The following is an 18,642-nucleotide window of genomic DNA, read 5'->3' as shown; positions in this document are numbered from 1 at the left end:
CCTATGGCGAACACCAACAAGGGCCGTAAGGTCTACATCGCCTGCACCGTGGCCGGTGGCGCGATCCCGGCACCTCAAGCCGCCGACCTGACCGAAGTGGCCTACAAGGCGCTGCTTTGGACGGAGGTGAAAAACGTTGGCATGGTCGGCGACCGCGGCACCGATACCAACGTCGTTTCTTACGACGAGCTCGCCACCGAGGTCACCCAGAAGCAAAAGGGCATCTCGAATGCCGGCGATCCCGAAGTGGAATGCGCCCGCAACCCAACCGATCCCGGCCAGCAGGCGATGCGCGCGGCGGCGCAGACCAAGTTCTACTACGCCTTCAAGGTCGAAGACGCCGATGCGCCGGACGCGACCAAGACCAACACGCTGTACTTCAACCGTGGCCTGGTGACCGGTCCTCGTCGTCCCGGCGGCCGCAACGAAGACTTCATCCTCGAGGTGTTTACGCTGGGCTTGGTCCAGAAGGAAATCACCGTCGACCCGACCACCATCTGAGGCGCTCCGTGGACATTCTCAGCATCCAGCCATCGACCATCACGGTCGATATTAAGCACCCCGCCACTGGCGCACCGATCGGCCTCACGGTCGAGTGCGTCAGCTTGGAGGATGACAAGGTGAAAGCCGTCGAGCGCGCCATCAAGAACAAAGCGCTGCGCGGCGGCCGCAACACCGTCACCGCCGAGAAGATCGAGGACAACACCGTCGCGATCCTGACCGCCGCGATCACCTCGTGGAAGTGGGCCAAAGACCTGACGCTTGGCGACCTCAAGGATCCGCCGCTGAACCGCGAGAACGCCGGCAAGCTGCTGGCCGTTGGCTGGATTGCGAAGCAGATCGATACCGCGCTCGGTGACGACACCGCTTTTTTTACGGAGTCGGGCAAAGCCTGAGCGAGGTCATCAGGCTCCACGTCCGGTATTCAACACCAGACGATAAGGGCGAGACCCGCCGGCAGCGCAACGAGCGGTTCGGAGTTGAGGAGGAAACGCCCGAGCCGGATATCGATCCCGATACAGCCTATCTCCTCGACTGGTTCTGGAACTTGCACTCGGCTCGCGCCGAGAGCTTCGATGGGCCTCAACCTCTCTCCTTCACGGACATCGCGAACTGGTCGGCTCTGACCGGGACGATCCTCCTGCGCGAAGAGCTTGGCATCCTCCGGCAGATGGACGCCGCGTTCCTGTCAGCACATGCCATCGAGCGTGAGGAGGCGCGGGAGAGGCGGAAAGGAAACACCTAGGCCTAGCACTGGGAGGCATTGGAGATGGCGGCTCGCTGAGCTACATTCCGAATGAAACGGAGATCAGCATGGGCCTAGCCCTTCGCGCAGAAGACTTCGATGGTGTCCTTGCCCTCCCGCCCGCACCTAACTGGGCGAAAGATCTGGAGGCTGCCGATACTCTCGATGAGTTCAGAAACGTCGTAGACCAGGCTGAGAGAAGCATGGCTGCGTGGCGTACGCATATGCGCAAAACGCTCGCAAGCGGCATAGAGATGATCTTGGCGAAAGCTGAGGGCGAAGAGCCCCATATTGTGGAGCTTGCAATTGTGCCGATGATCGATGAGGCGCTTCTGTCTGCAGAGGAGCTCCGCGTTTCATATGGCGTCCCGTTCGACAATCTGATCGGCATGTTTTCGGATGAGCGCTTTGCGCGGCTTCAACCAGGCGCCCGAAGGCTAATGCGGAAGCAGGCGGGTCGCGTTCAAGTTCTCCAATCGCAACAAATCGCGTGTATCGAAGAATTGCAGCGGGGCCTGCAGGACTTCCGGCAGCAGCTTATTGATGAGACAGAATTCAGCCAGCATGTGCACGAAAGCATAGCTGACCATCCTGTGATCAACGCTTACCTCGCTCGCTGACGTGAGGTGGGTCACAGCTAGACAGTTGGTGCAAACCAACAAGGCGATTGTTGCGGCTACGGGCGAGCCCCACCGAGTGAGGGATCAAGGCCTCCTCGATAGTGCAGCATTCGCACCTCGAAACATGCATTTGTATGGCAATGAGCATGATGTCGTGAGACTCGCCGTTCGCCTAATGCGGTCAGTGGGGAAGAACCATCCATTTGAGCAAGGGAATAAGCGGACGGCATTCAATGCCTCGGTGGCGTTTATGCGGATGAACGGTCTTCGAGTAATTCTGCCGGACACTGAATCATTGGCCCGGCAGATTGAGGCGTTTATCGCCGGTGATGGCGATGAGGCTGAGATGGTGTTGGCTTTAGCGGCATGCGTTTCCGCCAGCGCTATATGAAGCTACTTAAGCGGATCAATCTCAGGCTGCGCGTCCAGAATATCGCGCAGGTCGAGCGTCACTCGCTGCGTCCCTACCTTGACGGCCACGTATGGCGAGCACCGCTGGATTGCTAGCGAGGAAGACCGGATGAGCTTTTCGACGGTTGGGTCGGAGGGCTTCTCACCGATAAAGGTTACATCCTGAACAGCGCCGCTGCCGTCCAATTTCACATCGAATGATAGTGGTGGTGGGCCCTGCTCAAACCCCGCAGGCACCGACCAGCAGCTGTAGATCTGCTCCTTCAGATCAGCGGCGCTTGCGGCCGACGCCGACAAACTGAGACCTATCGCAACGAGTGCTCGCATCCATTCCTCCTTACAGGAGGCGCGGACGCTAGCGCGCGGCATGAAGCGGAGCAACCATGGCAGATGTCGCTACGCTCGGCTTGGCTGTTGATAGCAGCCAGGTCGAGAGGGGTACTGGCGCCCTTCAGGACCTTGCGAACGCATCGAAGCGTGCCGAGGCCGCGACCAACGGCGTCAGTGCAGCGGCGCGGAATGCGAGCGCGATAGCTGCGTCTGCCGCCAAGGCGAAGTATGCGGAAGCTTCTGCTCATCTCGCATCGGTGAAGGCAGCCGAGAACGCATCGCGTGCAGACATCCAGGCTGCGACGGCTGCGAAGCGCTTAGCCGGAGCGGCGTACGAAGCAGCGAACGCGGAGAAGGCACGGCAGAGCGCGCTATTCGCTGCGGCCACGGCTGCGGAAAAGGACACGCAGGCTGCCCTTCGACACGCTGCGGCGCTGGAAAAGGAAGCCGCCGCTGCTCAGGCCTCCGCCGCCAAGATGGCCGCAGCGAACACCAATCATCCGGGCGCGGGTGGCGTAAGTGGCAGCAAAGCCAACACGGCGAATATTGCCGCGCAGTTCCAAGATGTGGCGGTCACCGCCGCCATGGGCATGAACGCAATGCAGATCGGTCTGCAGCAAGGTACCCAGCTTGCCGGCGTCCTGATGACTATGGAACGGCCCATCCAAGGGCTCGGCGAGGCGTTCCTTGCCCTCCTGTCGCCGGTGAGCATCGCCACAATCGCATTCACTGCGCTGCTGGCTCTCGGCTTACAGATGGTCGAGTGGCCGAAGGCGGCATCCGCTGCGGTCAACTTCCTCGCCGATTCGCTGGAAGCCATTGCGCCGTATGCTGCGGTGGCTGCTGCTGGTCTGGCTCTCATCTACGCCCCAACCATCCTAGCTGGGTTGGCAAGTGTCACAACCGGACTGATCGGAATCACGCTCCAAGCCACGCGCATGGCCGTGACGTTCGCCGCCTCCTGGGTAGCTGCGCTCGGCCCGATTGGCTTAGTGGTGGCCGCGGTGACTGCCGCTGGCATCGCGATCGTCGCATTCGGAGACGAGATCAGCGAGATCCTTGGCTTCGATGTGGTGGAGGCTGCCCGAACTGGCGCCAACGCTGTCATCGGTACCTTTGTAGGCGCCTACCGTGCGGCTGAACTCATCTGGGGCAAGTTCCCAGACTACATGGCGGATATCGGCGCGCTGGCCGCCTACAACATGGGAGCCGCTCTGCGCGAGATGCTTCGCCAAGTGCTGATCGACGTCAACAACGCGATGACGCAGATCAGCCGTGCCATGGGATTCGAGCAGTCGCCGCAAATCCCCGTGAACAAGGTCATTCCAGAGCATCGGAAAGACGCCAACGGGAAGCTCGTCCAACTCTACCCAAAACCGCAGGTGTCGGCAGGCGGCCAAGGTGCCTACGATCAGGTCGCCAAGGTCTTCCGCGATGCTCAGTCAGAAGACTGGGTGGGAAAGGTCGGAGAGGGCGCGGAGTGGGCGTCGGGCAAGCTCAAGGATCTGGCCGGATGGCTGTCGGAGACCGACGAGAAGAAGAAAAAGAAGGGCCGCACCCGTCACGGAAAGACCGACGCCGAGAAGTATTCTGACATCGTAGAAGGTGCGGAGCGGACCATCGCCTCGTTGAAAGCGGAACAGGCTGCGGTTGGCCTGACGGCAGAAGCAGCCGCGAAGCTGCGCTACGAAACCGATCTGCTCAACCAGGCGCAGCAGAAGGGCATCACGCTCACGGCCGCCCAGAAGGCGGAACTGTCTGGCCTTGCCGGCGAGATGGCGTCAATTGAGGCGGCGACGAAGAAGGCGCAAGACGCTCTCGACTTCGCGCGCGATGTTACCGGAGGATTCTTCAGCGACTTCAAGCAGGGCATCGAGGACGGCAAGGGCATATGGCAATCCTTCGCCGATGCCGCTCTGAACGCGCTCGACAAAATCGTGGACAAGCTCCTGAACGATGTCATGGACGCCATGTTTCAGACGGCGACGCCAGGCGGGCAGTCGGTCGGGGGTGGCTTGCTCAGCTGGATCACGGGTGCTTTTGGCGGTCGCGGTACCAATGCCGGCTCAACGGCTCTGGGCGGCATTCCCTGGGCCCAAGACACGTTCCGCGCGAATGGCGGGCCGGTTTCGGCCGGCAGGGCGTACATCGTGGGTGAGAAGCGCCCTGAGGTGTTTGTGCCTAACCGCAGCGGCACGATCCTACCGCGCGTACCGTCTGCCAACAACAATCAGCCGGCGGCGGGCAATCAGAATGGGCCGAGCTTTACGTTCAACATCGATGCCAAAGGCTCCACCCTGTCACGTGGCGAGTTCGAGGACATCGCTCGGCAGCAGGCAGTGGCAGCGGTGCAGGCGAACAATGAGTATCAGGAAAACCGCTACCAGAACGGCGCAGCGCGCTGATGGCTGACCCGATCTCTCTCCCTGCTGTCGGATGGACTGACAGATCCTTCGATCCAATGCGCCCATTCGCGGCTGATCGGATGGAAGGTCGCCGTACCGAGACGCAGTATGTCGGCACGCCTTGGTGGACAATGAGCCTTACCAGCGAGCCGCTGTATGAGCGTGGCCGTGGGATCATGGATGCGTTTTCGATGTCGGCCGGCGACGGCGGCGAATGCTTCCTTGCTCACGATGTCTGGCGTCCGCGTCCGATCCGCATGGATCAGGGCGTCCCGCTCTCCGGTACCAAGGCCGGGGGCGGGGCGTTCGATGGTACCGCAACGCTGCAGTCCATCACCAACACCCGCACAATCGTCGTGTCAGGCCTGCCGGCGGGCTTCCTGCTTTCGGCGGGCGATTATGTCGAGCTGCGCATGTCGGCGCTCAAGCGGTCGCTGCATCGCATCCTTGCCGATGCCACGGCGAGCGGTTCGGGCGTGGTGACGCTTTCGATCCGGTACGGGCTCGATACACAGCACTTCACGACTGCGGCTGTCGTCAATTTCGAGAAGGCGTCATGCGTGATGCAGATGGATCAGGGCAGCTACAAAGCTCCGAGCAACAAGAGCAACCGGCAGGCTTCGTTCTCGGCGTCTGAGGTGTTCTATGCCGCTTGATAGCGCCACCAAAGCTCAGATCGAGACCGGCAAGATTGCCCGTCTCGATCTGATCCGCTTCGATTTGCCGGGCAAGTCGGTCGGCTATCACCGTGGCGGGAGGCCCTATACCTACAACGGGCTGGTCTATCTCCCGAACCGGTGGCTCTCAGCTGGCAACATGGCCTCGGCTCTCGGTGTGGCAGTCACCACCCGCACGATCACCTTCTCGAACATCCCGGTGTCGAACCCGGATGACGCCATCGCGGCGATCGAGCTCTACAACTACGTCAACGCGCCGGTGATCATCACGCATCTGGCCGGCGACCCTGAGACCGATCAGGTGCTCGGCGTGCTGGCGTCGAGCCTATACGAGATCGATCAGGTGCGGTACGAGAAAGGTGCCATGGCAGCGAATGGCGAACGCTCGCTCAACATGCGCATCGATCTAGAGCCTCCCGGCCGCTCGGCGCGTGGATCGACGCTGGTGAAGTGCAGCCAGGAAGAGCAGCAGTTCGACAACAGCGCGGCCGATACTTGCCTCGAATATGCGTCCACCAATGCATCAATCCCAGAAGAGTGGGGGCAGCGCAGTGGCTGATCGGTTCGAGACTGTTCGAGACACGCTCGCTGCCGAACTTGCGAAGCCGTACACCTACGGCGAAAGCGACTGCTTCTTCCTCGGTTGCCGGATGGCCGATGCGCTCGATCCGAAGCTATCCTTGGTCGAGAAGTACAAGGGCTCTTATTCAAGCCTGCGCGGGGCGCAGACGGCGTTGCGGCGCAGGAAGTGCAAATCCCTCGCCGAACTCTTCGCGCGCGATCTGGAGGCCTTTGGGCCGGCGGAAGCGAGGCTGGGCGATCTGGTCATCCTTCGACTAGAAGATGGTGCCGAGCATGTCGGCATCTGCCTCGGTGCGCGCTTCGTGACCAAGACGGAGCATGGCCGCTCCGACCATACCTTGTTCGATTGCATCGCCGCCTTCCGCTGCGGCTGACATCAGGCTTCATCCATGGCGATTTTCACTGCGATCGGCACTGCCATCGCGGGCGCGCTCTTTGCTGGCTCCACGCTTGCCGCCACGCTGATTGGTGGTGCGCTTGCGTTCGGCACCAAGCTAGCGCTCAGCTATCTGAACCGCCCGAAGAAGCGCAGCTATTCGGCGGTCCAGGGTGAGACGCAGTACGGCGGCGATGTGCCGGCCAGCACGATCTACGGTGTCGGCAAAACACAGGGCCACCGCCTGTTCTATGCGAAGTACGGCAAGGGCAACCGGTGGAATGCCGAGGTCTTTCGTCTGGCGCATGGGTGGTGCGATGGGCTCGAGCCGTACATCTACTTCTATGGCGAGAAGCACGATCTTATCGCGCAACCCGTCACCGGCAACGAGGCGGCGAGCTATCGCGTCGATGGCTTCTCGGGCGACATCCGCATCCGTTTCTATGATGGCCGACCGGGGCAGGGCGTCGATACCATCCTCGTCAACAACACGGCTGGCCTTTCCCAGAAGTGGAAGACCACGTCTGTCTGCGCCGGGCTCTGCTATGTCGTCGTAGAGCGCTCCTGGAGCGAGGACCGCTTCTCCAAGGGCAAGCCGACCTTTGACTTCGTGTTGCGCGGGCTGCGCGAGTACGACCCCCGCAAGGACAGCACGGTTGCCGGCGGCTCGGGCCCGCAGCGGCGCAATGATTCTGCCACCTACGTCTTCACCAAGAACCCCGGCGTTCACCGCTTCAACTATCAGCTTGGTCTCCGCGGACTGATCTCAAACCGCGTCATCATCGGTGAAGGCAAGTCGATCGGTCAGCTTGATCTGCCCACCTATGTTGCCGCGATGAATGTCTGCGACCTCGTGAAGAACGGGCATGCCACCTACGAGTGCGGCATCATCGTTTCCTCAGATGACGACCACACCGAGATCCTGAAAGAGTTCGATGATGCGATGGCGGGCTATGCGCTGAACCGGCGCGGGCTGTCTGGTGTCATCCCCGGCGCCCCGCAAATCCCCGTGCTTGAGATCACAAGGGATGATCTGGACGCAGGCCGCTCGCAGACCGTGCAGAAGCGCAAGAGCGCATTCGATCTCTACAACTACCTTTCTGGCCAGTTCACCTCGATCGAAAGCCAGTGGCAGCCCGAGAGCCTGAAGCCGATCTATGTGAACGCGGACGTTGCCGCAGATGGCCGTGCCCGCCAGACCTCGAACGACTTCCTCCAGGTCACCAATCCCGACATTGCGCAGTACCTGCTGAACATCCGGTATCGTCAGAACCGCAAGGGGGGCTCGGCCACGCTGCCCGTCAGCAGGCGTGTGGGCCTCGCTGTGCAGGAAGGCGAGTGGGTCACCTTCGACGGCAAGGAATGGCTCGTTACCAACTGGCAGTGCGATGAGGAATTCCGCTTCACGCTGACGCTCGCAGAGACCAGCGCCGACATCTATTCCGAAGCAGGCATCGTGCCGGGCCCCGTCATCGTGCCCGTGCTGCCCGGTGTCTCGGAGTACCAGAGCGAGCTTGAAAACTATCAGCTGAGCCAAGCGGTCATCCAGAGTGAGACGGGTTCGCGTCGGCCAGCTCTGCGCGCGATATGGAACGTCATCTCCGACCCGACCATCATTTCGGTCGAGTTCGAGCACCGCCCGAAGGATCAGGCCGCATCCGTTCAGGTCGAGAGCATTGCCGCAGATCAGACGGCGATCACGCTCACGAAGGGCATGGTCTCGGTAACCGATTGGGAGGTTCGCTACCGGCTGCGAGCGCGTCCCGACCGTGCCATTCCATGGACGGCGTGGCAGCAGATAAAGACGCCTTCTGCAAAACTCGGCCCCGATGACGTGCTGATGGATGCTCTGGCTATCCCGCCCGAGATCTACGCCGTCGCGAAGGCAAATTGGCAGGCGGTGCAGGATGCCTGGGATGAGATCGAGCGGCTGAACTCGCTTGTATCAGGCCAAGACGCCTACAACTTCCGCGACAAGCAGCAGATGCGCTTCGAGATAAAGGTGCAGAGCGACCAGCTCTCGGCCTCCTTCCTCGATGTGATCACGGTCGCGATCGGCGGCGTGGACATTCCCGCACTCGCCAACCGCACCACGGCGCTGGAAGCTAAGGTCGGCAACACGAACATCGCCTCGGCACTGTCCGCGCTCGACACGAGGGTGACGAGCGCCGAGCAGGGGCTGACCTCGCAGGCCAGTTCGCTGACGGCTGTCGAGGCCAAAGCCGATCAGGCGTCGGGCAGCGGCCTGATGCGCCTCGTTGCAAGCGCTGGGGTGGGCGGAGTCACCACAAGCCTTTCGTTTCAAGCTCGCGCCACGACCGCTGCCGGGTGGGCTGAGGCTGGGTTCTTCCTCCAAGCGATGTCGGATGGCACGAGCCGTGCAGTCATCCAAGCGGCGAAGACCTACTTCATCGACAATTCCGGTAATGTCGCCGCGCTCTTCGCCAATGGCGGGGCCTACTTCAACACCGCCTACATCCAGAACCTGACCGCTGCCTCGATCACGCTGAACGGCATCACTTACGACCGTCTTGCGCCAGGCGCGATCACATCGAAAGATGGCATCACCGGTTCGGGCTCAGGTGTCACTTCGGGCAACACCTGGGTCAATATGGCCACGGTGACGATCTTCAACCCGGATACCCAGCCGGTGCTGATCGACTGGACGCTGACGACCGTACTGCAGAAGTCTGGTGGTCAGGGCGATGCCACCTCGGGCACACGTCTGCTTTGCGTGACGACAGGCGAAGTCCTGGCGCTCAACACTTACACCGCGCCGAGCAACACAACTGGGACGGTCAACGATACGAAGACGGGCTTTATCCTCCATTCCGCCGCCCCGCAGGGCAATGTGCAGTATGCCATCCAGCGAGTGGGAAGCGGCAACGCCAACACGTTGAGCGGTTCCGGCGTGGTCCGACTTGCATGGTGGAAGCGATGAGCCCTGATCCGCGCGACATCCGGGTCTGTTTCGTCGTCTACGATATCAAGACCCGCGACATTCTCTTCCCCGGCAAGTGCCCGCCCGATCTGCTCGACGCTCAGGCTGACGGCATCGAGGGCGCAGCGGTGATGGAGGTCGCCGAGCTGCCCGAGAACGTTGCCGACTGGCGGCCGCATCTTGGCTGGAGAAAGCTCGTGCCGCGCAGGCTGCTCAAGCGCGAGGCGGTTGATCGCCTGTCGCTTGCCGTGCTCGATGCCGAGACGCGCATCGACCAGTGGTTCGCCGGGCGCATCGCCATGCTGATCGGCCCGATGGCGCCACTTCACGCGCTGAAACGTGCCCAGGCCGAGACAGGCGGTGGCGCACTCGTCGCGGACGACGCAGATCGTCAGGCCATCCTCGCGCGCGCGGCCGAGCAGGACGCCCAGCTCGCCGCCCTCGATGCGCAACGGCGCGAGTTGAAGGCTCAGGTTCGCGCTGCAGCCAACCCCGAACAGATTGCAGTGCCGCTCGCGCTGCTGACCACGGAGTCTTGATCCATGCCCGCTCGCTCAGACTGGCAGACCGGCACCATCTCGCTTGCCGCAGGCGGCACGGTGGTGACGGGTGCCGGTACGTCCTGGCTGACCGCCGACATTCAGGCCGGCGATCTTCTGATGAAGAACAATCGTTCGGCCATCATTGCCTCGGTGGACAGCGCCACACAGATCACGCTTGCGGAAGCATGGGACGGCGGCGCGCTGAATAATGCGCCATATCGCATCCGATACCAGCCGGACGGCTCGCGCCTGACAGCGGCCACGCGCGATCTCGTAGCGAAGCTCGCTTCGGGCAACGTCGATGCACTCGCTGGGCTCGCATCGGCCGCCGACAAGTTGCCCTTCTTTACGGGCAACGGGCAGGCGGCGCTTGCTGACCTGACTGCTGCCGCACGCACGCTTCTGGATGATCCGACGACAGCGGCGATGTTGGTGACGCTTGGTGCTCAGGCTGCTCTGGGCTTCACGCCAGTTCAGCAGGGCGGCGGCACAAACCAGAACACAAATAAGCTCCGCCTAGGCTGGGATGGTGCGGGCGTCCGCATTCAAGTCGATGCGCTGGATCTAGGCCTGCTCTGGACGAACTTTAACCAGGCGAACATCGCCGGCGAAAGCGGCTACGTGAAGTTCCCGAACGGCATCATCTTCCAATGGGTGCGCGACGCGACGGGTATCGCCGATCCGAACATTGGCTGGCCGCTGACCTATCCGAATGCCTGCCTCGGGGGCGTCGCCACTTCCAACTTCGCCGTCTCAGGCACGGCGGCAGTTGTCATCCACTGCGTCACGCCCACCCGCACGCTGATGTCCATCCGCAAGCGCGCCATCTTCAGCGGCGGCTCGGTCGCGGCGGAAACCTCCGGTTCCTACCTATTTTCATGGGGTTACTGATGCAAAAATTCGTTCTGATCGATGAGGCGGGGTTCTTCGCGGGTGGCTTCTCGACAGAAGTCCATGGCGAAAAGATGCGCCCCATCTATGGCCCGGTTCCTGAGCCGACCGAGGAGGAGCCAAGCCCCGTCGCGCCCATCATCGGCGAGGAGCCAAATCCCGACTGCAAGATACCCGCACAAGCGATCCCGGTAACGTTCGAGCAGTGGTACGAGCTGGTGAACAACCAAGGCCGGCGCCGGTGGGAAGATGGCAAGATCACCGCCTACGAGCCGCCCGAGCCCGAGCCGCCAGTGCCTGCGTCGATCTCCGACCGCCAGTTCTCCCAAGCGCTCGCCATGCAGGGGCTGATCACGCAAGACGAAGCGCTCGCAGCGGTGAAGACGGGTGACGTTCCCGCCGATATGCAGGCATACGTGGATCAGCTACCAGCTGCCGAACGGTTCGCGGCAACCATGCTGCTATCGGGAGCGACCAGCTTCAACCGCGACCATCCGCTGGTCGACGGCTTCGGTGCGGCCAAGGGCATGACGCCTGAGCAGATCGATGATCTCTGGCGGTTCGGCGCCACGCTTTAGGTCAAATCTTTCCGGTCACCATCAGCGCCACGAGCAATGCGAACCACATCAAGGATAGCGTCGTGATTCCCGCTGCCTTCGCGACAGTTTTTGCCCCGTTCGACATTCCCAGCCCCTCCCAAGGTTGAATCCTCGATACCTCACGCTGCGGCAGTCGCAAGTGGAGTTTTGCTAACTTCGTGGTGAAATGGATGCGGCCTAGCAACGGGCAGGAGGAGCCGTACTCTCGAACCTAAGTGAATTTAGCTGAAGCAGTGTTCCGGAAGGAACTCGCGGCTCCCGCAGTATGGGCTCAGATGCTTTGCTGTAGTTGCAGCGATTTTATCTTGGCGCGACCATCCACAGCGGTGACGCGGCGCTTCAGTGACAGAAACGGACGTTCCAGCAGCATATAGCTCACTGCGGCCATGAGGATCGTGAGCGAGAGGGATAACGCACCAATCTCCACATATTCCATCACGGTGTCCGCCGTTCTCTTCCCGACATACCAGAAGGCGAGGTCCATCGCGAAGATATGGAAAACGTAGAGACCGAAGGTGATTGACCCAAGCTTGATCAGCACCGGGTGGCTCGCCACGCGACCCAGGCTCGGGGACCTCACCACGGCGTCTACAAGTGCGGCGCACATCAGGGCAGCGATCGGGTATTGGACGAGGTTGGCGTAGGACGATTGCCAAGGGGAAAGGTTTGAAAAGAAGAAAGCTCCCGCCAAAACGGCGACAGACAATGACCAACCCCAGTGCCAGCGGGGCCGGATCACTGACAAGAGTATGCCAAGCATAACCGATTCCGGGCGGAAGAAGGGCGTTGTCCAGATGATTGGATGCGGCGCTCCCATCCCGAAATATACGACCCGTAGTGCTGTGCAGATGACGAGCGCGAGGCCCATCACCGCAAAGAATGTCGGCCTCGGTGCTTTCACGTAAAGAGCGAAAAGCACGGGGATCACCAGATAAATCTGGAACTCGAACGACAGCGACCACAGGTGGGCAACGTTGGGGATCGAGGTGTTGTAGCCGCGAATCCAGGTAAGAAGATTATCGGACGCCAGAGCCAATCCAGCCAAACGTAATATCCCGAATTGGTCGGTGGAGCCATACAGGACCAGCATCAGAAGCGGAAAAGCGATCATCAGCGGATAGATCCGCAGCATCCGGCGTATGTAGAACCCGGAGTAAGACACTCTGCCGGTTTTCGAGCGCTCAGCTTCGAAGAGGTAGAAGAACAGAAACGCTGATATTACGAAGAACAGCTCCACACCGACCCAGCCGTGGATGCTTGCCGGCTCTAGCCAACCAATCGGCTGGGGTGCTGGCATGTGGTGTACGAAAACTAGCAGAAACGCTAGGCAGCGAAGGCCGTCGAGTGAAGGCAAGTAGAGAGATTTATCTGACTTCTCGATAGACTCGGCCGCCATATGGAATCACTGTCCCCACGCTGCGGAAGACGTTGTGACGAGTCTTGGAGTTAGTTTCAACACTCAAGATTATTAAGCGACTTAGCGTATCGCGTCGTTCGGACCGAATATGAGCCCGCCGGCCATCTGAACGGGTCGCAAGTTTCGGGCCTCAGCCCACCCTTCCTGACAATTTGGAGAACTGCCATGACCTTCGAAACGAAGGCACCCAAGATCATGTCCGCCCTTCTGTCGGACTTTCCGATCGGATTGGAGGATGCGGCAGCAATTGTCGGCAACCTCGGTCACGAGAGCGGCGGTTTCGCAGACTTGCAGGAGATCAACCCGACCGTGGCAGGTTCTCGCGGCGGCTATGGCTGGGCGCAATGGACCGGGCCTCGGCGACGCGCCTATGAAGCCTATTGCCAGCGCAACAGGCTCAACCCGGCATCGGATCGGGCGAACTATGCCTACCTGTTTGTCGAGCTGAAGGGCTCCGAACGCAAAGCCATCCCTGCGGTCGTCGCTGCAAGCGGCCTCGAGGCGAAGGTCAAGGCGTTCGAAATGGGTTTCGAGCGCGCGGGCGTGAAGCACTACCCGTCACGCATCCAGTGGGCGAAGAAGGCGTTGGCGGCTTGGAACGAAGCCACCGCAAGTGAGCGGGTGCCAGACTTCCTCCCTGCGCCTGTCACCGTGCCGGAAGCAGCCGACCTTCACCCTGAGCCGATCATCGTCATGCCCGAGACTGCAGTCCCGGCTCCCGCACCCATCGGCCACAACGGCGGGCCTGCACTCGATCCCGAGCCGCGCCCGGCCAATCCGTCCCCCACACCAGTCGAGCAATCCAGCAAAGCTGTCGGTGCCGGCAAGTGGGCTGCCATCCTTGGGGCTCTGTGGACGGTGGTGGTGGCTTCGGACGTTCTCCCGACACAATTTACCACCCCAGCCTTCACCGCTGCTGTGACGGCGCTGCTGGCCGCTGCTGGTGGTGTAGTCGGCGCTTACATCGCGCCGGCCAATGCGGTGCCGGGAAAGACGCAATGACCGAACCCACCCTCCTTGTTCGCGTCTATCGCGGCATCGCGGATCACTTCCCGATCCGGTGGACCGAATGGGCGATGCTCTGGCCGACCTTCGGGCTCTACATCGGCTTGCAGTTTCAGCCGAACATGTTCAGCACATCGCCATCCTTTGCCGATCTTGCTTCTTGGGGATCGGAAGCGTGGTGGTCGTTTGCCATGGGCGTCGCGATGATCCTTCGGTTCGCCGCGCTCTTCGTCAACGGCACTTTCCGCAACTTCGAGTTCTCTCCGCACATCCGAGCCGGCGCCAGCCTCTTCGGCGTCCTGATGTGGTCTCAGTTCAGCTTGGGCTTTCTCACCGCCTTCGTGTTCAGCGGGGGCGCTTTTTCGGGCTTCGTTGGCTGGTCCACGATGGTCGTGCTCGAGCTGATGAACACGTGGCGCTCATGGCTTGACGTGGGCAAGCAGTTCCCAAAGGCGTAGCAGAGCATGAACTGGGCAGCATTGGACTTCACGGCCCTGGCGAATGCCGTGCTCGCACTTCTCACCGCCACCATCGTTCTGCTCGCAACCCAGATCGGGCGAAAAGCCAAGAGCGGTCAGACGCCAGCGCAACTGACGCCCGGTGTCGAGATGCAGGGCGCCGCGATCATCTCGAACGAGCCCATGAAAATGCTCATCAGCGCAATCGAGGCGGGCAACATGGAGGGCATTCAGCTTCGGACTGCCGTCACCAAGCTGACCGAGGCAATCGTGGACCAGACCGACGAAATGAAGGAGATGCGGAATGAAATGGCCCGCCGCCGCTGATCCTCACAATCTGGCCGAAGGTGAACAAGGGGCTGGGATTGCCAGCGAAGGTGGAGGCGGAGCCGGTATCCTATGACGGGTGATTGATCGGGGGACAGTTCTAGAGAGGCCTGCTCACTTAGCCTTGTAGGGCCAGTCAGACCTAAGGCCGTATTGTCGGCCACCACCGTCAGGCGCATCTTGAATCTGTGGTTGAGCCGAAGCGAGCACGCCACAGGGGGCTTCGAAGTGGAGGGGTTACCGCATCGGAGCCCTTTCATTGCGGGGCCCGGCGCCCGCCTTGGGGGTTGTTAAGGAAGGCGCCGGGTTATCCGCCGGCCACAGCTTGCAGGGAGTAGCCGGCTTTGGGATCGGAACAGACTATCTGCTTCCTGCCAATCCTAACAAATGATGGAGCCGGTCTGGAGTGTGTGATCAGTGCGTCAGGCCTATGTTGAACGCACTCAACTGGGCATCGGAGGATAAAGGCGGTTCACTTCTGCCAGAGCGGCTCTAAGCATGGCCACTGCCATTTCCCTACGTTCCCAACCTGCGTCGATTGCTCGTTCCAGAGCGCCGCTGACCAAATGCTCGGCTGCTACCCGACACTCACTCTCTCTGGCGTCTACGTCCCACGGTTTAGGCGTCGGAGCACATGGTTGCGGCATAACTGGTATCCTCAGCATATCGACATCAACACGCCTAGCAGGACGACAAAGTTCCCTTAGGTCACTTTAATGCGACGACTATTCGATCCGAGGTCGGATGCTGATGCAGCGCTGCCGTGATCTCGTCACACCAGCGGTCCAGCTTCACAGAGCGAGGACGCCTCCCAAGCGACCGCAATAGCCCCAGGCTCGGCTTCAGTCGGGTCTGGGCTAATTAGTTTTTGAGGGAAGGGAATGATCGTGCACTGAAGTGAGTGGTTTCGCCAGCGAAGTTGATCCGGAACCAACTCAATTCATTGCCGTTGCGTAAACCTCGGGAGCTGTGCTCCCTGCAAGAATATCGTTTCCGAGCTCCAAGCCCACCTGATCCGCTTCAGGTGGGCTTTCTGCTTTAGAGCGAGGAACGCGAACTCACGTCAATTCAGATCGTGTCGGGTCGCTTTGGCTCGCTTCGTCCTCGATCGCTGCCAAGTCGATCGCATGTCTGGCAGATCCCCCGAGTTGAGAAATGCGCCAACTGAGAATCCTAAGCTGACCGCGCAGACCAACCAATGTCACACGAGAAGGCGAGCCAGAATGCTCAATGGTATCGCTCGTCACCTCTCGCTCATGCTGCAAAATCGTCGCTTTGATACGCTCCACCTGCTTATTGAGATCTGAAGACATGGGCGGGTCCATTCTGCGATTTCAGAGGTGATAGCTTTAAGTGCCATGCGTGTTGGCAGAGAAGGTGAGTGAGAAAACGGTATTGCTGTTTTCGTCGGCGACCGTCATCTGCCAGGGCTGCCCAAGGAGCAGGCCTGTCTCAAGGTCGGCAAGAACCGTGCTGGCGAGCTTGATTGCATGCAGGCGAACCGCCCACAAGTCGGGCAACTCTATGCCGATCGCATCGACGACAGCGCGACCGTCCATGACATGGAAAAAGTATCGTTGCATGCCAATCTCCCACGGGGTGGCGGGAGCGCAAAGCATCTCTCAGTCTCGGCAAGCCATACTATGATGCGCCGGAGATGCCTCAGCATAATCGACTTCCCGTCAGAACGGAAACCCTTACTTGTGGGGCTTGTTCAGCCAAACGGCTGCAGTTTAATCCTTGCGCTTTGTCATCGGCGACCGGATAGTCCCAGAGGTTGAAACGCGTTCGATGCCCTATCGTCAGCTTTCGTCGATGGCGCTGTTTCTTGCTTGTTCGGCCATGTGGTGAAGCCGGATCATCTCAGCGGCATGCAGAAGCGAATTGCGGACTTCGTCGTTGTGGATGACCTTGGGTAGGAGTGATGCATCCACGATATCCTTCACCCGACTGCTGTTGCCCAGTTCGCCGAACTCGCCTTCGAACTGACGAATGGTAATAGCGGCGCGCCGGAGTAGGGCACCGCGTTCCTGAATGCTGACGCGTTCGATCTCGTTCGCCGCGCGGGTCAGTTCCCCAATGAAGGCCGGGATGCTGTCGGTCAACTCGCATACCCGTCGCTGACCGTTCCGCCCTCGGGATGCACGTACATCTTCTTCATCTGATCAAGATAGATGCCCCATTCAGCCCAGCTGGTGCCGGTGGCAATCAGAATGGTGGCGATCGTCTCACTGCTCGGCCAGCGCGGGAGACCATTCACGCTGACGCGTTTCGACGGGTTGAAGGTGGTCGGGTCCAGCCCGCAGTGCTGCGCCAAGCTCCATCGCGACATGCCGACCTGTCCCGCGATCTCATCGATAGCGGTCCAGACGGCGTAGTGATGGGCGAGCAGCTCGCGATCCATCCCGGCAGGATGGCGTCAGCCGATTTAGAAATGTTAAAAACCTTGAGCTGCGACTTGGAGATGTACAAAATAGTGCTGGTAAGGTAGCCGTTAGACTCCTCTGGTGAGAGGCGCTCCAATCCCACCAGTTGAGATCGCCGTCATGCTACGATCAAGCAGCGAGAGGATCGCCAGCTGCAGTCTCGACTGCACTCTCGCCGTTCTCAGTCGCATGGTCGGCGTTTACGCGCTCGCGCAATTCGTCGCCGACCTCAATGTATGCCATCTCGAGAAGGTAGGCGATCATTGTGAAACGCTCTGCCTTAGCCATCTCGCCGAGTTCGCGGATGTGCGACTGCATAAAGCGTAGTGCTCCAACCTTGTCACAATCGGAGCTGTAGTTGCGGCGTTCAGGCATGTGCATCCCCTTGGTAGATCGTTGACATTAGAGCATTACGCTCCCGTCTGCATCGCCAAGATGGTAAATGATATTTAACGAGTGGTTAATATCAAGTTGCCCGAAAGTCACAGGCTCGGTACGGAGCAGTTAACCGCCGCGCATTCTGCAGTGGTCGCGCGATAATCAGCGCAAGCACAAGTACATCAGATCAAACTGCAACCGGTCAGCTATGATTGGTTGTCTTACCAAGCATCCGTGCACTTTCACGAGCCTGCCGCTCAAGTTCGACTGTCACTAAGCGAGGAAACGTACCGTCTGCGAGGTTGTCACTGATCCGACGAGCCATGTCCAAGGCCTGATCGCCGTAGAGGTCATGTAAAACGGACGCGACAGCTTCAACTTCTCGTCGCATCTTGAGCGGGTCCGTCTCATCGATCGGAGCGCTGACAACGCCCTCGATACGATCCAACAGTTCCCGCATGCGGGGCGAAAGGTCCGGGTGATCTCCTAAAGCGTTCAGCTTCGCTGCGATATCTGATGAGCTCATGGCGATCCGTCCCGTAGCATGGTCGCCGGCTGATGGCGGAGCCGGAAGCTAACCGTGGTCAACGAATGCGTCAAACATATGGGCGCTACGGCGCTCTCTTCTTTCGCAGGAGTGGTGGCTGCTCTTCGGGTGGCTCACCACCAATCTGCCGTTGCGCTTCAACCCGCGCCGCCTCAAGCAAGTAGGTGACTGTTGGCAAGTCTAGCCGCTCGGAAGTCTTTTTGAGGTCAGACAGAATGCGGTCGAGGTCGCGCACGAAGGCATTCTTCTCATGATCGGAATGACCATCATGGTTGTGCGGCACTCGATCCCCCACCGATCAGCGTTCAACATCGCGCTGCAGCTTAAACCCCATTACAGAGCCGAGCGCTCATCTCTCATCGCCAGAAATGATAGACTGATCACACAAGTCAAACGCTCATTCGATCTACTTCAAAATAATGGCTGGCGGCGAGGCTATGCAACCGCCTGCGTTGTTGAGTTGC

General features: G+C 60.4%; 24 protein-coding genes. 16 read left to right on the top strand and 8 right to left on the bottom strand.

All coding sequences use genetic code 11. The annotated features are described in order from the left end of the window. Window positions 1-3: 3 nt before the first annotated feature. The 5 genes from NGM99_RS13735 (at window position 4) to NGM99_RS13720 (ending at window position 2,257) form a co-directional block, all read left to right on the top strand. Window positions 4-501 carry a hypothetical protein gene (locus tag NGM99_RS13735; protein WP_252819803.1) on the top strand — a complete coding sequence of 166 codons (498 nt, stop codon included), beginning with the start codon at window positions 4-6 and terminating at the stop codon, window positions 499-501. Between the two features lie 8 nt (window positions 502-509). After that, window positions 510-896, top strand: coding sequence for a hypothetical protein (locus NGM99_RS13730; RefSeq protein WP_252819802.1), 387 nt, complete (start codon window positions 510-512; stop codon window positions 894-896). Beyond that, complete coding sequence (locus NGM99_RS21945) at window positions 893-1,246, top strand: phage tail assembly chaperone (protein ID WP_435371434.1); 354 nt, start codon at window positions 893-895, stop codon at window positions 1,244-1,246. Before NGM99_RS13730 ends, NGM99_RS21945 begins: the two co-directional genes overlap by 4 nt. Before the next feature lie 68 nt (window positions 1,247-1,314). Then, on the top strand, window positions 1,315-1,866 hold the full coding sequence (locus tag NGM99_RS13725) for a hypothetical protein (protein WP_252819800.1): 552 nt from the start codon (window positions 1,315-1,317) through the stop codon (window positions 1,864-1,866). 1 nt (window position 1,867) lies between these two features. Then, window positions 1,868-2,257, top strand: a complete 390-nt coding sequence (locus NGM99_RS13720) for a type II toxin-antitoxin system death-on-curing family toxin (protein WP_353937419.1) — start codon at window positions 1,868-1,870, stop codon at window positions 2,255-2,257. A gap of 2 nt (window positions 2,258-2,259) precedes the next feature. Here NGM99_RS13720 and NGM99_RS13715 read toward each other — a convergent pair whose 3' ends face one another. After that, complete coding sequence (locus NGM99_RS13715; RefSeq protein WP_252819797.1) at window positions 2,260-2,604, bottom strand: hypothetical protein; 345 nt, start codon at window positions 2,602-2,604, stop codon at window positions 2,260-2,262. Window positions 2,605-2,660: 56 nt separating this feature from the next. On the opposite strand from NGM99_RS13715, the gene NGM99_RS13710 reads away from it, so the two are divergent. From NGM99_RS13710 to NGM99_RS13675, 8 genes are read left to right on the top strand one after another with little or no spacing between them, the layout of a single operon-like run. Further along, window positions 2,661-5,012: a phage tail length tape measure family protein gene (locus NGM99_RS13710; protein ID WP_252819796.1), complete on the top strand. Its 2,352-nt coding sequence runs from the start codon at window positions 2,661-2,663 to the stop codon at window positions 5,010-5,012. Beyond that, on the top strand, window positions 5,012-5,668 hold the full coding sequence (locus tag NGM99_RS13705; RefSeq protein ID WP_435371429.1) for a hypothetical protein: 657 nt from the start codon (window positions 5,012-5,014) through the stop codon (window positions 5,666-5,668). Before NGM99_RS13710 ends, NGM99_RS13705 begins: the two co-directional genes overlap by 1 nt. Beyond that, window positions 5,658-6,248 carry a DUF2163 domain-containing protein gene (locus NGM99_RS13700; RefSeq protein ID WP_252819792.1) on the top strand — a complete coding sequence of 197 codons (591 nt, stop codon included), beginning with the start codon at window positions 5,658-5,660 and terminating at the stop codon, window positions 6,246-6,248. The genes NGM99_RS13705 and NGM99_RS13700 overlap by 11 nt, the downstream gene beginning before the upstream one ends. After that, complete coding sequence (locus NGM99_RS13695; RefSeq protein ID WP_252819790.1) at window positions 6,241-6,645, top strand: DUF6950 family protein; 405 nt, start codon at window positions 6,241-6,243, stop codon at window positions 6,643-6,645. The genes NGM99_RS13700 and NGM99_RS13695 overlap by 8 nt, the downstream gene beginning before the upstream one ends. A 15-nt stretch (window positions 6,646-6,660) precedes the next feature. Beyond that, window positions 6,661-9,588: a phage tail protein gene (locus NGM99_RS13690; protein ID WP_252819788.1), complete on the top strand. Its 2,928-nt coding sequence runs from the start codon at window positions 6,661-6,663 to the stop codon at window positions 9,586-9,588. Next, window positions 9,585-10,127, top strand: coding sequence for a hypothetical protein (locus NGM99_RS13685; protein ID WP_252819787.1), 543 nt, complete (start codon window positions 9,585-9,587; stop codon window positions 10,125-10,127). The genes NGM99_RS13690 and NGM99_RS13685 overlap by 4 nt, the downstream gene beginning before the upstream one ends. Before the next feature lie 3 nt (window positions 10,128-10,130). Next, a complete protein-coding gene (locus NGM99_RS13680; protein ID WP_252819785.1) occupies window positions 10,131-11,021 on the top strand; it encodes a gp53-like domain-containing protein in 891 nt (296 codons plus the stop codon). Continuing rightward, window positions 11,021-11,599: a hypothetical protein gene (locus NGM99_RS13675; RefSeq protein WP_252819784.1), complete on the top strand. Its 579-nt coding sequence runs from the start codon at window positions 11,021-11,023 to the stop codon at window positions 11,597-11,599. Before NGM99_RS13680 ends, NGM99_RS13675 begins: the two co-directional genes overlap by 1 nt. A 292-nt stretch (window positions 11,600-11,891) precedes the next feature. On the opposite strand, the gene NGM99_RS13670 is transcribed toward NGM99_RS13675, so the two are convergent. Next, entirely contained in the window at window positions 11,892-13,016 is a 1,125-nt protein-coding gene (locus NGM99_RS13670; RefSeq protein WP_252819783.1) for an acyltransferase family protein, read from the bottom strand. A 186-nt stretch (window positions 13,017-13,202) separates the two neighbouring features. On the opposite strand from NGM99_RS13670, the gene NGM99_RS13665 reads away from it, so the two are divergent. From NGM99_RS13665 to NGM99_RS13655, 3 genes are read left to right on the top strand one after another with little or no spacing between them, the layout of a single operon-like run. Beyond that, window positions 13,203-14,039 carry a phage tail tip lysozyme gene (locus NGM99_RS13665; protein WP_252819782.1) on the top strand — a complete coding sequence of 279 codons (837 nt, stop codon included), beginning with the start codon at window positions 13,203-13,205 and terminating at the stop codon, window positions 14,037-14,039. Continuing rightward, window positions 14,036-14,500, top strand: a complete 465-nt coding sequence (locus NGM99_RS13660; RefSeq protein ID WP_252819781.1) for a hypothetical protein — start codon at window positions 14,036-14,038, stop codon at window positions 14,498-14,500. The genes NGM99_RS13665 and NGM99_RS13660 overlap by 4 nt, the downstream gene beginning before the upstream one ends. 6 nt (window positions 14,501-14,506) lie before the next feature. Next, window positions 14,507-14,827: a hypothetical protein gene (locus NGM99_RS13655; protein WP_252819780.1), complete on the top strand. Its 321-nt coding sequence runs from the start codon at window positions 14,507-14,509 to the stop codon at window positions 14,825-14,827. 1,058 nt (window positions 14,828-15,885) lie between these two features. Here the strand turns inward: NGM99_RS13655 and NGM99_RS13650 are convergent. The 6 genes from NGM99_RS13650 to NGM99_RS13625 all read right to left on the bottom strand — a co-directional run bounded on the left by NGM99_RS13650 (window position 15,886) and on the right by NGM99_RS13625 (window position 18,157). Next, a complete protein-coding gene (locus tag NGM99_RS13650; protein ID WP_252819777.1) occupies window positions 15,886-16,140 on the bottom strand; it encodes a hypothetical protein in 255 nt (84 codons plus the stop codon). A 36-nt stretch (window positions 16,141-16,176) separates the two neighbouring features. Continuing rightward, a complete protein-coding gene (locus NGM99_RS13645) occupies window positions 16,177-16,410 on the bottom strand; it encodes a DUF6894 family protein (protein WP_252819775.1) in 234 nt (77 codons plus the stop codon). A 219-nt stretch (window positions 16,411-16,629) separates the two neighbouring features. Further along, window positions 16,630-16,932, bottom strand: coding sequence for a hypothetical protein (locus tag NGM99_RS13640; protein ID WP_252819774.1), 303 nt, complete (start codon window positions 16,930-16,932; stop codon window positions 16,630-16,632). Next, window positions 16,929-17,231, bottom strand: coding sequence for a hypothetical protein (locus NGM99_RS13635; RefSeq protein ID WP_252819772.1), 303 nt, complete (start codon window positions 17,229-17,231; stop codon window positions 16,929-16,931). The genes NGM99_RS13640 and NGM99_RS13635 overlap by 4 nt, the downstream gene beginning before the upstream one ends. A 151-nt stretch (window positions 17,232-17,382) precedes the next feature. Then, a complete protein-coding gene (locus tag NGM99_RS13630) occupies window positions 17,383-17,628 on the bottom strand; it encodes a hypothetical protein (protein ID WP_252819770.1) in 246 nt (81 codons plus the stop codon). 205 nt (window positions 17,629-17,833) lie between these two features. After that, window positions 17,834-18,157 carry a hypothetical protein gene (locus NGM99_RS13625; protein ID WP_252819769.1) on the bottom strand — a complete coding sequence of 108 codons (324 nt, stop codon included), beginning with the start codon at window positions 18,155-18,157 and terminating at the stop codon, window positions 17,834-17,836. Window positions 18,158-18,642: the final 485 nt, after the last annotated feature.

It is taken from the genome of Mesorhizobium liriopis, from assembly GCF_024053505.1.
In the GTDB taxonomy this organism is placed as follows: Bacteria; Pseudomonadota; Alphaproteobacteria; order Rhizobiales; family Rhizobiaceae; genus Mesorhizobium_B; species Mesorhizobium_B liriopis.
Note: the sequence above shows the minus strand (reverse complement) of the source record. Positions and strands in the feature narration are given on the sequence as shown.

Coding starts and splice junctions, on each gene's coding strand:
- NGM99_RS13735 (WP_252819803.1), top strand. CDS start 4: ATGGCGAACACCAACAAGGGCCGTAAGGTCTACATCGCCTGCACCGTG.
- NGM99_RS13725 (WP_252819800.1), top strand. CDS start 1,315: ATGGGCCTAGCCCTTCGCGCAGAAGACTTCGATGGTGTCCTTGCCCTC.
- NGM99_RS13715 (WP_252819797.1), bottom strand. CDS start 2,604: ATGCGAGCACTCGTTGCGATAGGTCTCAGTTTGTCGGCGTCGGCCGCA.
- NGM99_RS13710 (WP_252819796.1), top strand. CDS start 2,661: ATGGCAGATGTCGCTACGCTCGGCTTGGCTGTTGATAGCAGCCAGGTC.
- NGM99_RS13705 (WP_435371429.1), top strand. CDS start 5,012: ATGGCTGACCCGATCTCTCTCCCTGCTGTCGGATGGACTGACAGATCC.
- NGM99_RS13700 (WP_252819792.1), top strand. CDS start 5,658: ATGCCGCTTGATAGCGCCACCAAAGCTCAGATCGAGACCGGCAAGATT.
- NGM99_RS13690 (WP_252819788.1), top strand. CDS start 6,661: ATGGCGATTTTCACTGCGATCGGCACTGCCATCGCGGGCGCGCTCTTT.
- NGM99_RS13685 (WP_252819787.1), top strand. CDS start 9,585: ATGAGCCCTGATCCGCGCGACATCCGGGTCTGTTTCGTCGTCTACGAT.
- NGM99_RS13680 (WP_252819785.1), top strand. CDS start 10,131: ATGCCCGCTCGCTCAGACTGGCAGACCGGCACCATCTCGCTTGCCGCA.
- NGM99_RS13675 (WP_252819784.1), top strand. CDS start 11,021: ATGCAAAAATTCGTTCTGATCGATGAGGCGGGGTTCTTCGCGGGTGGC.
- NGM99_RS13670 (WP_252819783.1), bottom strand. CDS start 13,016: ATGGCGGCCGAGTCTATCGAGAAGTCAGATAAATCTCTCTACTTGCCT.
- NGM99_RS13665 (WP_252819782.1), top strand. CDS start 13,203: ATGACCTTCGAAACGAAGGCACCCAAGATCATGTCCGCCCTTCTGTCG.
- NGM99_RS13660 (WP_252819781.1), top strand. CDS start 14,036: ATGACCGAACCCACCCTCCTTGTTCGCGTCTATCGCGGCATCGCGGAT.
- NGM99_RS13655 (WP_252819780.1), top strand. CDS start 14,507: ATGAACTGGGCAGCATTGGACTTCACGGCCCTGGCGAATGCCGTGCTC.
- NGM99_RS13650 (WP_252819777.1), bottom strand. CDS start 16,140: ATGTCTTCAGATCTCAATAAGCAGGTGGAGCGTATCAAAGCGACGATT.
- NGM99_RS13645 (WP_252819775.1), bottom strand. CDS start 16,410: ATGCAACGATACTTTTTCCATGTCATGGACGGTCGCGCTGTCGTCGAT.
- NGM99_RS13635 (WP_252819772.1), bottom strand. CDS start 17,231: ATGGATCGCGAGCTGCTCGCCCATCACTACGCCGTCTGGACCGCTATC.
- NGM99_RS13630 (WP_252819770.1), bottom strand. CDS start 17,628: ATGCCTGAACGCCGCAACTACAGCTCCGATTGTGACAAGGTTGGAGCA.
- NGM99_RS13625 (WP_252819769.1), bottom strand. CDS start 18,157: ATGAGCTCATCAGATATCGCAGCGAAGCTGAACGCTTTAGGAGATCAC.